This is a genomic window from Paenibacillus solani (assembly GCF_050475945.1).
In the GTDB taxonomy this organism is placed as follows: Bacteria; Bacillota; Bacilli; order Paenibacillales; family Paenibacillaceae; genus Paenibacillus_AQ; species Paenibacillus_AQ solani_A.
This window is the reverse complement of the sequence record NZ_JBCMXJ010000016.1, coordinates 153604-169282: the sequence shown is the minus strand read 5'-3', so window position 1 is coordinate 169282 and position 15679 is coordinate 153604. Positions and strand designations below refer to the sequence as shown.

The window sequence follows — 15679 nt, the reverse complement described above, 5'->3', positions numbered from 1 at the left end:
CTTGGCCAAATGGTATAGTATGAGTAATAAGAGCGCATGTCCTTAAGCTGTTTTCGGATCATTCGCTAACTTATTCTGAAAGGGTGTTGAGACAATGGCGGAAACTTTGCCTACTGAATTTGAACGTACAGATATTGGAGAGATTCAAATTGCCCCGGAAGTAATTGAAGTTATTGCTGGGCTTGCCACGGTAGAGGTGCGCGGAGTGGCTGGAATGAGCGGAGGCTTTGCTGGTGGCATCGCTGAACTGCTAGGCCGTAAGAATTTATCCAAAGGTGTCAAAGTAGAAGTTGGACAGCGCGAAGCTGCTGTTGACGTATCCGTCATCGTGGAATATGGTCATCGTCTTCCGGAAGTAGCCGGGGAAATCCAACGCAATGTGAAGCGTTCTATTGAGAATATGACAGGACTCACGGTGATTGAGGTCAATGTACATATTCATGACGTCCATTTCATGAAAGCCGCTGAGAAGACGGAAGAATTGGATTTGGCTCAACGCGTGAAATAGAATAGTTTCAGGCTAGCCCTGGACAGCGATGTCGAGGGTTTCAACTAATTTAAGGAGGCTGTGCTATATCGTGGCCAAAATCATGGACAGACTTCTACTGTTTATATACAGCTTAAGCATCGGTGTTATATCCGTAGTTGCCATCCTCCTATTGAGCGGCGCTGTTCCTTATTCATTGACGAGTGTTCAGGAACAACGCCTTTTCTGGGCTGGAATTATCGTTGCTGCGGTTGTGTTTCTGCTGAGCATTCGTTTCTTCTACATCTCTGTAAGACGCGATCGCTCGAATCTGAATTCCATCGATCAGCGCACGGAATTCGGTGACATTCAAATTTCGGTGGAGACGATCGAGAATCTATGCCTGAAGGCCGCTTCTCGCGTTCGGGGTATCAAGGATTTGAAGTCACGGATCAAGGTGTCCCAATCGGGTCTTAATATTGCGATTCGGGCTGTGGTTGATGGCGAGGAATCTATTCCTGTTCTGACTACCGACGTGCAGAAGCAGGTGCATGACTTTGTTGAAGATACAACAGGAATACCCGTATCCTCTGTATCCGTGTATATAGCAAACGTGGTTCAGGCACCAAGCTTCAAGAGCCGCGTGGAATAGAGGTGAGCTTCCCAAATGCCTTGGAAAGAAATATGGGAGAGTCACAGAGGAAGAATTGCCGGGGTAACCGGCGGGCTTGTGTGCGGACTGATTTATTTATTATCCGGTTTTTGGGATATGCTGTTCTTTGCATTAGTGGTATTTATCGGCTATATATTTGGCAAGCGTAAGGATTTGAAGCAGGGCTCCATGTTCCACTTTCAGGAATGGGGACGCTGGCTTTCCGAGCGCTGGCGGCCGTTTAAATGAACCCTGTGATATGCTTTCTCCGGAAAAAATGCTAAAGGACAGGCGTAGTGTGCCTTTTTTGCGGAGAGAGATATTCACAGGTTTTTTTTTGGCGTTTAATTGTTGTCAATTCTTGATGGCAAATGGATCATACTAATTAGAAAAAATGGATTCAGCAGGGTCCGCAGGAGGAACAAGATGAAAAGACGTGTAGCTAGAGAGATTGTCGTTCAGAGTCTTTATCAGATGGAAATGAACGAAGTCGACAGTGTAGAAGCCGTGTCGATGCTGCTCTCGGAAGCGGCCGAAGAAAATGAGACCGAGCGGGTCATCGGTGACGAAGTCCAAATGAGGGACTATGTACTGCAGCTGGTTGATGGAACTTGGGCACTCAAGGATGCGATTGATGAACTGCTCGCTCATTATTTAAAAGGTTGGCAGGTGAGCCGTCTTTCCCGTGTGGATCGTCAAATCCTGCGTTTAGCGGTATATGAGCTGACTCATCGTGAAGACGTGCCAGGGAAAGTGGCGGTAAACGAAGCGATTGAGTTGTCCAAGCATTTTGGAACCGAGGAATCAGGTAAATTCGTTAACGGTGTGCTTGGCCGGATGATCCAGGAGCTGGATCAAGTGAAGGAGAAGCTTGCTCCTCCATCGGCGAACGGCTAGGCTTTTTCGTAAACGGCATCATTCTATCATAGTGGAGGAGAGATGAGGATGACAGCAGCAACGATTATTAGCGGCAAACAGATTTCTGAAGAAATTCGCAAGGGGATTGCGTTAGAAGTAGAGCAATTGTCCAAGCAGAATATACGTCCCGGTTTGGCTGTTGTACTTGTAGGTGATGATCCGGCTTCCCATGTTTATGTCCGCAACAAGGAGAAAGCATGTCAGGATCTGGGCTTCTATTCTGAGGTACACCGCCTGCCAGCGGAATCCAGCGAAGACGAAGTACTGGCTCTTGTGGACAAGCTGAACGCACAGGCGTCTATTCACGGAATTCTCGTCCAGCTTCCTTTACCCAAGCACATCCGCGAGAAAGCAATTATAGATGCCATCGCAGTGGAGAAGGATGTGGATGGTTTCCATCCGGTAAATGTGGGCAATCTCGTCATTGGCGATGACAGTCTGCTGCCATGTACGCCTGCGGGTGTTATTGAGATGATAAAACGGACAGGCATTCAGATCGCGGGTAAACATGCTGTTGTTATTGGCAGATCCAATATTGTCGGCAAGCCGGTGGCACTTCTCCTTCAGCGTGAGAATGCTACCGTTACAATGTGTCATTCGAAAACGCATAATATGGCTGAAATCGCCCGCCAAGCCGACATTCTGGTTGTTGCGATCGGCCGAGCGAATATGATTGATGCCAGTTATGTGAAACCTGGAGCAATCGTTATCGACGTCGGAATGAATCGTCTGGAGAGCGGAAAGCTTGCCGGGGATGTTGACTTCGAAAGCGTCAAGGAAGTGTCCGGCCCGATCACTCCGGTACCTGGCGGGGTGGGACCCATGACCATCACGATGCTCATGCAGAATACTTTGATAGCGGCCAAAAGACTGAATGGGTTGAATTAATATGAAGTCTTCAGATCCGGGACGTGTATTATCCGTAAAGGATATAAACCGTTATATTCGTATGAAAATGGAAGGCGACGCGAGACTATCTGACGTATGGATCCGCGGAGAAATTTCGAATTTCACCCATCATTCCAGCGGACATATGTATTTCACCTTAAAAGATGAGAGCAGCCGGATTCGTGCGATTATGTTTGCGACCCATAATCAGAGGCTTCCTTTCATACCGAAGGAGGGTACTCGCGTCATTGCCCGCGGCAATGTGTCTGTATATGAACGGGATGGTCAGTACCAATTCTATGCGGTTCAAATGCAGCCCGATGGGATTGGCAGTTTGTATCTGGCTTATGAACAGCTGAAGACGAAGCTGGATAACGAGGGATTGTTTGCTGTTGGACGCAAGCGGCCTCTACCTCGTTATCCTCAGACAATTGGTGTTGTCACTTCACCTACAGGAGCTGCCGTCCGGGATATCATGATTACCATCCGCAGACGCTATCCACATGCCAGGACGATCTTGTATCCGGTGCTCGTTCAGGGCAAAGGAGCTGCCCCTTCGATTGTGAAGGCTATCCAAGTGATGAACGACATGGCTGAGGCGGATGTGCTTATCGTGGGGCGCGGCGGGGGATCACTTGAGGAACTTTGGGCGTTCAATGAGGAGATCGTTGCCAGAGCCATCTATCAATCCGATATTCCTATCATTTCAGCCGTTGGACACGAAACGGATTTTACAATTGCTGATTTTGTTGCCGATCTTCGTGCTGCTACGCCAACTGCTGCAGCGGAGCTCGCTGTACCAAGCAGTGCAGAGCTGAGAGGGCAGCTTCTTCAAAAGCAACGGCAGCTGAATCAGGGGCTCCAGCAGCGCCTGAAACGAAGTCGTGAGCGTTTAAGCTCGCTGCAGCGTTCTCCGGTCCTCATATATCCCAGAAGGTATATGCTTCAGCATGCTGAGCGGCTCGATATGCTAACACAGCAGCTGCAGAGCAGCCTGAAATCACGGCTGTCCTTGACCCGCCAGCGGCAGCTGTCCTTGCACCGGGGGCTGATCCGGTTTAATCCTCGGACTCAAGTGGAGATAGCCGTCAAAAGAAAAGAGCAGGCCAACCGGCAGTTAATGAATGCGATGCAGTTGATCATGAAATCGAAGATGTCGGAGCTGCAAACGGAAATAAGGCATCTTGATGCGCTCAGCCCGCTGAAGATTATGTCCAGGGGATATAGTCTTGTGTACGATGAGAAAGAGCAGAAGCTTGTTAAGTCTATAGATGAAGTGCAGTTAGGTGATTTGGTTAACGTAAGGGTGACCGATGGACGTCTGCTGTGCCAAGTGTGGGGAATGAAGGAGGATGAAGAGTATGGCGAGTGATACATTGGAGATTAGTTTTGAAGACGCAATGGCTCAGCTCGAAACGATCGTGGAACAGTTGGAAGACGGAGATGTGCCGCTGGAAAAAGCCATCGATTTGTTCCAACAAGGCATGAAGCTTTCACAAATCTGCAGTAAAAAGCTGGAGCAGGTGGAGCAAAAAATCGAAATGATCGTCGAAGAAGGCGGAGAATTAAAGCGTAAGCCTTTTGGCGGAATGCTTGATGAGACAGGTGAAATCATTGAATAATCGAATTTCGATCCATCAATATATGAATGACATCGGAGACCGACTGGATCGCGAGTTTAGCAATCTTTTTCCGACGAGCTGGAAAGTTCCTGAAACTTTGCGTGAATCCATGTCGTATTCATTAAAGGCTGGAGGTAAGCGAATGCGACCGCTGCTTGTCGTTGCGGCATGCGAGGCTGGTGGCGGCAACCGTGACGCTGCCCTTCCTGTGGCGGCAGCCGTCGAAATGGTCCATACCTATTCCCTTATCCATGATGATTTGCCGGCAATGGATAATGATGATTATCGTCGAGGCAAATTGACCAATCATAAGGTCTTTGGCGAAGCGAGTGCTATATTAGCAGGGGATGCTTTACTGACACATGCATTCTATAGCGTAATCCAAGCTTCGAGACAGCATGGTGTTTCAGCGGAACGCGTGCTGACGATTGTCGAAGATCTGGCCGAGTATGCAGGCCCCCGCGGGATGGTAGGCGGGCAGGTTGCCGATATGGAGGGTGAGCAAGGTTTAACGACACTGGAGCAGCTTGAATACATCCATCTGCATAAAACAAGTGATCTCATTATGTTCTCACTAATGGCGGGTGGACATATAGCCAACTGTTCAGAGTCACAAATCGAATCACTGCGAACCTTCGGGCATCATATTGGGCTGGCTTTTCAGATCCAAGATGACATCTTGGATTTGGTCGGGGATGAGTCTAAGCTTGGGAAACCGGTACAAAGTGATCTGAAACAAGAGAAAGTGACCTATCCGTACTTCATCGGTTTGGATGCATCCAAACGTGAGGTTGAGCGCCTGACAGCAGAGGCTAAGCGAGTTATTTCCGAAGGAAACTTCACCGATCCAACAAGACTTCTGGAAATCGCAGATTTCTTGATGGCTAGGGACCACTAAGCACGCTTTACATGCAAACGGTTTTTTTGTGATATAATGTCTGTTAATGGCTGAACTCATTCAGCTTAAGAAACGTAAACTTATTCAAGGAAAGCGGGGAGATTCTTCGTGCTTCTTCCAAATATCAAACATCCCGAACAACTTAAGTCTCTATCGGTGGACGAACTCGAGGATTTAGCAGGACAAATCCGTCATTTTCTAATCGAAAAGCTCTCCGCCACCGGTGGCCATCTAGCACCGAATCTGGGAGTCGTTGAACTCACGCTGGCCTTGCACTACTGCTTTGACAGCCCTCGTGACAAAATGATTTTCGACGTTGGGCATCAGGCCTACGTACACAAGATTTTAACCGGGCGAATGGAGAAATTCGATACCCTCCGTAAATACAAAGGTTTGTGTGGGTTCGTCAAGCGTTCAGAAAGCGAGCATGATGTGTGGGAAGCCGGACACAGCAGTACCTCACTATCTGCTGCAATGGGAATGGCTATGGCGCGTGATCTGAAAGGTGAAGACAACCGTGTTATCGCTTTGATCGGTGACGGCGCACTCACCGGAGGCATGGCGTTTGAAGCGCTGAACCATATTGGACACGAGCAGAAAAAGCTGATGGTCATTCTGAATGACAATGAGATGTCCATTGCTCCGAATGTCGGCGCCATGCACAATTATCTAAGCAAGATTCGCTCTGACCGTTATTATCTGCGGGCCAAAGACGAGGTGGAAATGCTCCTGAAGAAAATCCCGGCCATCGGAGGCAAGCTTGCCAAGACCGCGGAGAAGATGAAGGACAGCCTTAAATATATGATGGTTCCGGGCGTATTATTCGAGGAATTAGGATTTACGTATCTCGGGCCTGTTGACGGGCATGATCTGAACAAACTGATTGATACACTAAAACAGGCCGACAATGTAGACGGACCTGTCCTGATTCATGCTGTAACTACGAAAGGCAAGGGATATCGGCCAGCGGAATCCGATTCCCATAAATGGCATGGTATAACGCCTTATAAAATAGAATCCGGGCAAGTGTTAAAGGCAGTAGGGAATCCGATGTACACGGAAGTGTTCGGCCAGACTCTCGTTGAACTGGGCGAACAGGACGAACGGATCGTAGCCGTTACGCCAGCGATGCCTGGCGGCTCGGGACTCATCCCGTTTAGCAAGAAGTTCCCGAACCGGATGATCGATGTAGGGATTGCGGAGCAGCATGCGGCAACATTATGTGCAGCGCTGGCCATGGAAGGCATGAAACCTGTATTTGCGGTCTATTCCACATTTATGCAGCGTGCCTATGATCAAATCGTTCATGATATTTGCCGTCATAATGCGAATGTTATGTTTGCAATTGATCGTGCCGGGTTCGTCGGTGCTGATGGCGAAACACATCAAGGCGTTTACGATGTAGCCTTCATGCGCCATATCCCGAATATCGTGATCATGATGCCGAAAGACGAGAATGAGCTTCGTCATATGATGAAGACCGCTCTTGATTATAATGAAGGACCTATCGCATACCGCTATCCGCGGAACAATGTGCGTGGTGTCCCTATGGATACTGAACTCGTGCCGATCCCTATCGGTACATGGCAAGTCGTCCGGCCTGGTGAAGGATACGCTATTCTGGCTGCCGGTCCTATGGTGCAGCTTGCCGAAGAAGCAGCGGAACAGCTCAAGCGTGAAGGAATCATGGTCGAGGTGGTCAATGCCCGTTTCCTTAAACCGCTTGATGGTGATATGCTGAAGAACCTGGCGAAGAAGGGAACCTCGATGCTGGTTCTGGAAGAGGCTTCACAAGCAGGCAGCTTGGGCAGTGCCGTCTTGGAATACTTCGCTGAACAAAAACTCCATGATGCGGTAGTATCCTTAATGGGCATTGAAGACCGCTTTATTGAACATGGAAGCATTCAGCAGCAGCGTGAAGAAGTAGGTTTAACATTGGAAAATGTTTGTCAGGAAATACGGCGTTTGAAGAATGCCCGGACAGCTGTGCTTGGCAAGAGAGGTTTTATGTCTTAGTAACGATCGGGAGTATAATATGGATCCAACTCAGAAAGAACGCATTGATGTCCTGCTCGTGGAGCAGGGATATTATGAGAGCCGCGAAAAAGCCAAAGCGGCGATTATGGCAGGCCTTGTGTATGCCGGAACCGAACGGATTGAGAAAGCCGGCATGAAGATACCAAGGACGTCGGAGCTGAAGGTCAAGGGTTCCGTGCATCCGTATGTTAGCCGTGGAGGATTAAAGCTTGAGAAAGCGATTCGTTCATTCGGTATCGATATGAAGGGACGCACTATGCTGGATATCGGGTCATCGACAGGCGGGTTTACGGATTGCGCGCTTCAGCACGGGGCAAGCTACGTTTATGCCATTGACGTGGGGTATAATCAGTTGGATTGGTCACTTCGTAATGACGAGCGTGTGTGTGTCATGGAACGAACGAACTTTCGTTATATGACCCCTGAGGACCTGAAAGGGCCACATCCCGACTTTGCCAGCATCGACGTTTCTTTTATATCTCTACGCATTATCCTGCCGCCTTTGAAAAATCTTCTGGGTCATTCCGGAGATATAGCCGCTCTGATCAAACCTCAATTTGAGGCAGGGCGGGATAAAGTAGGCAAATCGGGTGTGGTACGGGATCCGAAGGTTCATAAAGAAGTGCTTAGGCAAGTGCTGACTTTCGCTGATGAATTGGGCTTTAAGTTGAAAAATCTGACCTTCTCTCCCATTACGGGAGGGGAAGGAAATATTGAATTCCTGGCCCACTGGCGTATCGAGCCAGAGGGTGCTGAAAGCTCGGAAGAACCGACTCAGGAGAGTGGACAAGATTCGGTCCACTTGAGTCAATGGATTGACACCGTGGTCATGCAAGCGGCTCATACATTCACAGGAAACTCATCGAAATGATGAGTTTCTTTTGTTGAAAAAGAGGAATTTATGTTCTCATCCGCGAATACAAAATTCGAGGTGAGAGGATGAATGAGCGTTATGATTGGTTAATAATGATACTGCTTGGTATCGTCATTGCCCTGCTTATCGGCTACAGGCTGAATCGTTGGCTGATGTCGCCGACACCGGACCGGCTGCCGGGCATCCCGATTAATGAACGCATTCCAGATCACCCAGTGATTGGGCTGCTTGAACAAGAAGGATATGATGTGGTCGGGGGCAAAGTAAAAATAAACTTATCGTTTGAAACAGGACATAAGCCCATCCTAAGTCGTTTGTTTATTGATTATGTAGCGTCCGATGAAAGCGGCGAGCTCTATATGGTGAAGCTGGCCCGGGATCGAATGCCGGTCGATTGGACGGGATCAGGCATTCGTGATCGGTTGATGCCGTTTCTCCTGCTGTACCCCGAGTGCGCCGGGCTGCTCTACATTGATGCCAATGAGAAGGCGATCCACCGTATCAGCATGGATTGGTCAGACGAAGAATGGACTGGTCAAGATGAATACAACAGTTAAAAATTCAGGAGGCTCTTTATGAAGGGACAACGTCATATAAAAATCAGGGATATAATAACTCACCATGATATCGAGACACAGGATGAGCTTGTTGACGCTCTAAGGGCTGAAGGATTTCAGGTTACACAGGCTACGATATCGCGTGATATTAAAGAATTGCTCCTTATCAAAGTACCTACAGATGATGGGCGATATAAATACTCCATGCCGACAGATCAGCGTTATAACCCTGTACAGAAGCTCAAGAGAGCGCTTGTTGACAATTTCGTTTACATTGATCGTACTGGTAATCTTGTCGTCATGAAATGCTTGCCAGGGACAGCTAATTCGGTTGCAGTACTACTCGATAATATGGAATGGTCCCAGGTAATGGGTACTATATGTGGAGATGATACGATCTTGTTAATTTGCCGTACGGAAGAGGATGGGGAACATGTGGTTTCCCAAATCAAGAATTTTCTTTTGTAATGAGTAATAAAACACGTGTCTTTCTATATGCAGTAGTGGAGGTGGTTACATGTTAAACACGCTATCGATTCGGAATTTGGCTGTCGTGGAAAGTGTGGATGTTCACTTTTATCCAGGGTTCCACGTTTTGACAGGGGAGACCGGAGCAGGTAAGTCCATCATTATCGATGCCTTGGGATTGATTGCTGGAGGGCGCGGTTCGGCTGAGTTAATTCGTTATGGCTGTGATAAAGCGGAAATTGAGGCTTTATTTGAACTTCCTCCTGCACATCCTGTATGGCATACGTTGAATAAGCTTGGTGTGGAAGCGGATCCAGAAGAGCTTTTATTAATCCGGCGTGAATTGACCTCGCAAGGAAAGAGCACTTCGCGCATTAATGGACAACTGCTGAACCTGAGCATGCTGCGCGAGGTTGGTGAGAAGCTGATTAATATCCATGGTCAGCACGAACACCAAAGCTTGCTGCGAGCAGAGCAGCATATGAGTCTCTTGGATACATATGGAGATAAGGTCATAGGACCAGCCAAGCGTAAGTATCAGGAGCTGTATGGCGAATTCAGCAAAGTGGAGAAAGAGCTTAAGGAACTGCAGGAGACCAGTCAGAAGGCCTATCAAATGCTGGATATGTATCGTTTTCAGCTGGAGGAAATTGCGGCAGCAGATCTGAAAACCGGTGAGGATGAGGAATTGTCTGAAGAGCGGATCAAGCTGTCTCATAGCGAGAAGATGATGGATTCAGTAGCGGGCGCATATGACCAATTGTATGGATCTTCGGGTCTTGAATCTGTCAGCCGATCCCTATCCAGATTGGATGATGTGTCCGGTTATGACGAGAAGGGCTTAAAGCCAATTGTAGAACAGCTTCAATCCGCATATTATCAGCTTGAAGATGCGGTATTTCAGCTAAGGGATTATCGCGACAGCATTGAGTTTAATCCGGAACGGCTGAATGAAATTGAGCTTCGTTTAGATATGATATCCGCATTACGGCGTAAATATGGGGATAATGTAGAACAAATTCTGGAATACTACGGGAGAATTCAGCAGGAAGCCGATATGCTGGAGAATAAGGACGAATTTATCCAAGCATTGGAACAGCGTCGGGACGAGCTGTTGAGTGTGCTCTTGGTCAGCGCCAAGGAGCTTCGCCATGCCCGTAAACAATGCGCACTGGATTTGGCAAGGCAAGTGGAGGGCGAACTGAAGGATCTTCAAATGGAAAGAACCTCGCTGGAAGTTCGTTTGGACTTGCAGCTTGATCCGCACGGCTATGAATTTGAGGGCCAAAATGTACGCTTGACCAAGCATGGAATAGATACGGCCGAATTCCTTATATCCGCGAATCCAGGGGAGCCTCTGCGTCCGCTTGCCAAAATTGCTTCAGGTGGAGAGATGTCCAGAATTATGCTGGCGATGAAGAGTATATTTGCCCGTCATGATCAAATCCCTGTCCTTATCTTTGATGAAGTTGATACAGGGGTCAGCGGAAGGGCTGCCCAATCGATTGCTGAGAAGCTGTTCCTGCTGGCAAAAACCTGTCAGGTGTTCTCCATTACCCATTTACCCCAGGTTGCTTGTATGGCGGATCATCAGTATCTAATCGAGAAGAGGCTTGAAGCCTCAAGAACCATGACCCAGGTAGAACATTTGAATGAGGAAGGACGGGTAAAGGAGCTTGCGCGCATGCTCGGCGGAGTCGAAATTACCGAAAAAACATTGCATCATGCCCAAGAAATGCTCAATCTGGCGGCAGCGCAAAAGGCATCCAGATAGGCATTGGGTCAATGATTGACAGTTATAAATCCTTAGGGGCAGGGTAACTTAAAGGTACGCAATTGGCGACCACCTTTTCGTCAAGCGAAAGAAGAAAAAGGGAGCGTGACAGCCATTGAAGCCCAACCTCAGGAGAAAACTGCTCGGTTTCGTTCTTGCTTTCCTTCTTTGTTTCCTTGGAACTGCTGATCCTGTTCAGTCGTTTGCTTCATTGCCTGATGAGCTTAGATTGATTTCCGGACAGCAGTCCCATCTTGATGTTGCTATGCCCGTTCAAGCCCTCGCTTCAGTTGATCGACCCGATGTCCTGCAGTTAAATGGTTCCCCTGAATCGAAACTTCAAGTATCATTAAAGCAGCCATTGGAGCTTAATCCCCAGCAAAGCGGCAAAGCCGAGGTTAGCCTGAAATTATTTGGTAAAATTCCTTTGAAGACTGTCCATGTGAATGTAGTGCCCGAGCTTAAGGTGATTCCGGGAGGACAAACCATTGGCGTTAAAGTGAAATCCTCCGGTATTCTGGTCGTGGGACATCATTTGGTTCGTGGCCAGAACGGTGCCAAGGTTTCACCCGGGGAAGCAGCCGGGTTAAAGCTTGGTGACCTGCTCACAACGATGGACGGTAACCCTCTAAACGATGTATCAAAGGTGGCCGACATTGTTGAGAAAGCAGGAAAGGCCAAACGTCCACTGGACATAACGTTTAGACGAAGCGGCAAGGAATTGAGAACGAAGCTCAGTCCCGCTTATGATCAAGAGGACCAAAGCTGGCGACTTGGCCTATATATCCGTGACTCTGCTGCTGGTGTAGGCACCTTAACGTTCTACGCTCCCCATCAGAAAGTGTACGGGGCTCTAGGCCACGTTATAACCGATATGAATACACAAACAGCCATTGAGGTTGGAAGCGGGCAGATCGTTCAATCCAACGTCACATCCATTAACCGAAGTGAAGAGGGAGAGCCTGGAGAGAAGCGGGCAACATTCACTAAAGACGGCAAAGTTTTGGGCAATGTTGAGCGCAATACTCACTTTGGCATTTTCGGCAAAATGAATCAACTTCCCGAGCATGGTCTTTATCAGGAACCGATTCCTGTCGGCTTATCTCATGAGGTGAAGGAAGGCCCCGCTGAAATCTTGACCGTTGTGGAAGGGCAGAAGGTGGAACGTTATACCGTAGAAATTGTTCATGTTTCCAAACAAGATGCCCCTGCAACAAAGGGAATGGTACTGCGCATTACAGATCCAAGACTCCTCAAGAAAACGGGAGGGATTGTTCAGGGGATGAGTGGCAGTCCAATCGTTCAGGACGGCAGGCTGATTGGAGCAGTGACCCATGTATTTGTTAACGACCCTAAGTCAGGGTATGGATGCTTCATCGAGTGGATGCTCCAGGACTCCGGCATATTACAAACTAAAAAAGCAACACCTCAAAATCTTAAGGCTGGTTAGCGCCTTGAGATTTTTTGTCGTAAAATAACGAAATACAGATTAATTTGAAACAAAATATTTAATTATAAATCAACTGCAAAAAAAAATAAAGAAAAATAATTTTCGACAGAAGGAATTTAAATCAACATGTCGAAAACTTAATATTACAAGAAAATGTTAAAATTACAACTGATCTGTTAAAGGAGGAGCACGAATTGCAAAAGATCGAAGTATTGTTGGCAGACGACAACCGTGAGTTTACAAACCTGCTTGGTGAATACATTTCGGATCAACAAGATATGGTGGTTTCCGGAATCGCTTATAACGGAGAAGAAGTACTGAGCATGATTGAGGAATCGGGTAAAGTCCCGGATATACTGATCCTCGATATTATTATGCCCCATTTGGACGGCCTTGGCGTTCTGGAGCGTTTACGTGATATGAATTTGTCTCCGCAGCCGAAAGTCATCATGCTTACAGCTTTTGGTCAGGAGAATATCACCCAGCGTGCTGTGCAATTAGGTGCTTCTTACTATATTTTAAAACCGTTTGATATGGAGGTCCTTGCAAGCCGAATTCGCCAGCTTGTGGGCTCTACGAACAGCATGTCCTCCAGCGCGTCATTTATGAATATGAAATCCAATGTGGTTCCCATGGGCAAGGGGAAGAACCTCGATGCGAATATTACCTCCATTATCCATGAGATTGGCGTTCCTGCTCATATCAAGGGTTATCAATATTTGCGTGAAGCCATTACGATGGTATACAACAATATCGAAATATTAGGCGCGATTACAAAGACATTGTATCCGGCAATCGCCGAGAAATTCAAAACTACACCTTCCCGTGTGGAACGTGCGATTCGTCATGCCATTGAAGTCGCTTGGACACGTGGCAACATCGATTCCATCAGCCATCTGTTCGGCTACACGATTAACATCAGCAAGTCGAAGCCAACTAACAGCGAATTCATCGCGATGGTGGCAGATAAGCTGCGGATTGAGCATAAGGTATCGTGAAACGCTGGTGTAACGCGGAACAATGATGATGGATAGAACGTTATTCGCCTAACTTATCGAACTGTTGGCATGAGATTCAGGTAAATCTTAACGTGTTATCTGTGATGAACTTTTCCGTATTCACCTATAACTTTAACTGATGCATTACTTGCGCATTTTACTAATAATAGTAATCAAAGTTACCCGCTGGCGTATTACTATCGTCGGCGGGCTTCTTTGCGTTTGCAAGGTCATAACACTTAATGTGTCTGCGAGATATGCCGCTGTAGGCCGACTGAGCAATAGACCGAACGATGTACAAATTGCTGCTTAGGATACAGACCGCATAACATAAAATATAGGAGAAAAGAAGGAGTCTGAGATCTCTATGGAGAAATTGGACAGGTCGCTATATTCATTGGGTATGATTGTATAAAGGGGCGTCAAATCGATCGTATTCTTATCCTTACAGGGAGGAATTATAAATGGCTAACATTTTAGTATTGGGCGGGACTCGCTTTTTCGGGAAACGATTGGTTAACCGGCTGCTGGCTCGCGGCGATACCGTTACGATTTTGACACGTGGATCTCATAAGGATTCCTTTGGCAATGCTGTACAGCGGCTTATCGCGGATCGGAAAGACCCGGATCAACTGAGACAGGTCGTAGAAGGCCGGGAATTTGACATTCTATATGATAATATATGTTATACTCCGGAGGAAGCTGGGCAAGCCGCAGATATCTTCTCGGGTCGAGTGGGACAATATGTATTGACATCCTCCTTATCGGTCTATGATTTTGCAGATCATCCCTTGAGGGAAGAGGACTTTGATCCCTATCGATATCCTGTCATGATGAATGATCGCAGAGATTACAGCTATGAGGAAGGAAAGCGTCAGTCGGAAGCCGTCTTATTCAGTCGGCATAATCTGAACGTTGCTGCCGTCCGGTTTCCAATCGTTCTTGGACCAGATGATTATACACGAAGACTGCTCTTTCACATCGAACATGCAGCAAGTGGAGAAGCTATCGGACTGCCTGATCCGGATGCGCGGATTTCGTTTGTGCATGCCGAGGAAGCGGCTGAGTTTTTGGAGTGGGCGGGACATACTAAATTTGAGGGTCCGGTAAATGCTTGCTCCAGCGGAACGATTTCAGTTCGCGAGCTGATGAGCTTGATCCAGCAGAAAATTGGACGAACAGTCCCTCTTCAAACCTCGGCAGCACCTGAACATATGTCTCCATTTGGCATACCGGGAGATTGGACAATGGACCATTCCAGAGCAGCAGCAGCTGGTTTTAAATTTTGGGATCTGAGCGAATGGATGCTGAATTTGATTGCTGAATTGACTGCTGACTTGAAGGGGCGTTAGCATAGGTACATGATAGAGCTAGGATAGAAGGATAAGTGGAGTAGTTTCCTGAAAGGAAGATCAGCATGAATGACAAGTTGGAAGCATGGAAACAGCGGATACAAGAGATGGAATCCAAGGGGCACTTATCGGGGGATGCCAGCAGGCTGGTCAATGCGATGTATGAAGAAATTGAAATGTTAACGAAGCAGAATATCAATCTGCGGAAAACTGCATTAAAGGCAACCTCCAAAGAAATGAGAATGTCGAGTAAACTGAAAGACGCACTGATGGAATAAACGAGGAAAACGCCAAACACCGGGGAGAAAGGAGCCCGGTGTTTGGTGTTTATGGACTACTGTTTAGATGTCGTGCCTGATTTCGGTGCTACGCGTTTCTTTTTGAATCTCGGTCCCACATAATTTCGCTTGCGATCCCGGAATAGAATCCAGCCGCCCAAGAAACCGATCCCAATGACGAACAGCGCGAGACCGCCAAGGAAAGAAAGCCACCCGAACGCAGGGTTTGCCACGGTATCGTCACCATGAACGGCAATATATAAAAAGACCGCGTCCTTCATCATTAAGAAACCCTTCATCGCCAGAAAACCCGGAATAACCAGAATCAAGATGGCAATGAAACGGGAGATTAACATTCTCATAGAAGATTCCTTCCTGCCATTGAAGTCATTAACTAACGTTTATCATACCTTTTTCACAGGGGGATGTCTATTTGGATTTATGGTT

The 15679-nt window shown here is 47.4% G+C and carries 18 protein-coding genes; 17 read left to right on the top strand and 1 reads right to left on the bottom strand.

The features are described from left to right. Nucleotides 1–94 precede the first annotated feature (94 nt). The 17 genes from ABEQ74_RS19435 (at nucleotide 95) to ABEQ74_RS19355 (ending at nucleotide 15232) form a co-directional block, all read left to right on the top strand. Nucleotides 95–508 (top strand): Asp23/Gls24 family envelope stress response protein, encoded by a 414-nt coding sequence (locus ABEQ74_RS19435; RefSeq protein ID WP_430123787.1) that lies wholly within the window; start codon nucleotides 95–97, stop codon nucleotides 506–508. 70 nt (nucleotides 509–578) lie between these two features. Beyond that, entirely contained in the window at nucleotides 579–1118 is a 540-nt protein-coding gene (gene amaP / locus ABEQ74_RS19430) for an alkaline shock response membrane anchor protein AmaP (RefSeq protein ID WP_430123786.1), read from the top strand. A 15-nt stretch (nucleotides 1119–1133) separates the two neighbouring features. Next, on the top strand, nucleotides 1134–1367 hold the full coding sequence (locus ABEQ74_RS19425) for a DUF2273 domain-containing protein (protein ID WP_006209372.1): 234 nt from the start codon (nucleotides 1134–1136) through the stop codon (nucleotides 1365–1367). A 177-nt stretch (nucleotides 1368–1544) separates the two neighbouring features. Continuing rightward, nucleotides 1545–2015 (top strand): transcription antitermination factor NusB, encoded by a 471-nt coding sequence (gene nusB / locus ABEQ74_RS19420; protein ID WP_053488855.1) that lies wholly within the window; start codon nucleotides 1545–1547, stop codon nucleotides 2013–2015. Nucleotides 2016–2063: 48 nt separating this feature from the next. Next, a complete protein-coding gene (gene folD, locus ABEQ74_RS19415; protein WP_430123785.1) occupies nucleotides 2064–2924 on the top strand; it encodes a bifunctional methylenetetrahydrofolate dehydrogenase/methenyltetrahydrofolate cyclohydrolase FolD in 861 nt (286 codons plus the stop codon). A gap of 1 nt (nucleotide 2925) precedes the next feature. Further along, complete coding sequence (gene xseA / locus ABEQ74_RS19410; protein WP_430123783.1) at nucleotides 2926–4296, top strand: exodeoxyribonuclease VII large subunit; 1371 nt, start codon at nucleotides 2926–2928, stop codon at nucleotides 4294–4296. Continuing rightward, the gene (gene xseB, locus ABEQ74_RS19405) at nucleotides 4286–4546 is read left to right on the top strand and encodes an exodeoxyribonuclease VII small subunit (protein ID WP_053488852.1); all 261 of its coding nucleotides are present in this window, start codon (nucleotides 4286–4288) and stop codon (nucleotides 4544–4546) included. The genes xseA and xseB overlap by 11 nt, the downstream gene beginning before the upstream one ends. Beyond that, nucleotides 4521–5444, top strand: a complete 924-nt coding sequence (locus tag ABEQ74_RS19400; protein WP_430123782.1) for a polyprenyl synthetase family protein — start codon at nucleotides 4521–4523, stop codon at nucleotides 5442–5444. The genes xseB and ABEQ74_RS19400 overlap by 26 nt, the downstream gene beginning before the upstream one ends. 108 nt (nucleotides 5445–5552) lie before the next feature. Continuing rightward, a complete protein-coding gene (gene dxs, locus ABEQ74_RS19395; protein ID WP_430123781.1) occupies nucleotides 5553–7460 on the top strand; it encodes a 1-deoxy-D-xylulose-5-phosphate synthase in 1908 nt (635 codons plus the stop codon). Nucleotides 7461–7479: 19 nt separating this feature from the next. Beyond that, the gene (locus ABEQ74_RS19390; RefSeq protein WP_430123780.1) at nucleotides 7480–8352 is read left to right on the top strand and encodes a TlyA family RNA methyltransferase; all 873 of its coding nucleotides are present in this window, start codon (nucleotides 7480–7482) and stop codon (nucleotides 8350–8352) included. A gap of 68 nt (nucleotides 8353–8420) precedes the next feature. Beyond that, entirely contained in the window at nucleotides 8421–8912 is a 492-nt protein-coding gene (locus ABEQ74_RS19385; protein ID WP_430123779.1) for a hypothetical protein, read from the top strand. A gap of 18 nt (nucleotides 8913–8930) precedes the next feature. After that, nucleotides 8931–9380, top strand: a complete 450-nt coding sequence (gene ahrC, locus ABEQ74_RS19380; protein ID WP_430123778.1) for a transcriptional regulator AhrC/ArgR — start codon at nucleotides 8931–8933, stop codon at nucleotides 9378–9380. A gap of 49 nt (nucleotides 9381–9429) precedes the next feature. Beyond that, entirely contained in the window at nucleotides 9430–11154 is a 1725-nt protein-coding gene (gene recN, locus ABEQ74_RS19375; RefSeq protein ID WP_430123777.1) for a DNA repair protein RecN, read from the top strand. Nucleotides 11155–11269: 115 nt separating this feature from the next. Beyond that, a complete protein-coding gene (spoIVB, locus tag ABEQ74_RS19370; protein ID WP_430123776.1) occupies nucleotides 11270–12604 on the top strand; it encodes a SpoIVB peptidase in 1335 nt (444 codons plus the stop codon). Nucleotides 12605–12798: 194 nt separating this feature from the next. After that, nucleotides 12799–13602, top strand: coding sequence for a sporulation transcription factor Spo0A (gene spo0A / locus ABEQ74_RS19365; protein ID WP_054401615.1), 804 nt, complete (start codon nucleotides 12799–12801; stop codon nucleotides 13600–13602). Between the two features lie 464 nt (nucleotides 13603–14066). After that, a complete protein-coding gene (locus ABEQ74_RS19360) occupies nucleotides 14067–14954 on the top strand; it encodes an NAD-dependent epimerase/dehydratase family protein (protein ID WP_430123775.1) in 888 nt (295 codons plus the stop codon). Nucleotides 14955–15019: 65 nt separating this feature from the next. Then, complete coding sequence (locus ABEQ74_RS19355) at nucleotides 15020–15232, top strand: hypothetical protein (RefSeq protein ID WP_430123773.1); 213 nt, start codon at nucleotides 15020–15022, stop codon at nucleotides 15230–15232. Nucleotides 15233–15288: 56 nt separating this feature from the next. Here the strand turns inward: ABEQ74_RS19355 and ABEQ74_RS19350 are convergent, their stop codons facing one another. Further along, a complete protein-coding gene (locus ABEQ74_RS19350; protein WP_430123772.1) occupies nucleotides 15289–15594 on the bottom strand; it encodes a DUF2627 domain-containing protein in 306 nt (101 codons plus the stop codon). Nucleotides 15595–15679: the final 85 nt, after the last annotated feature.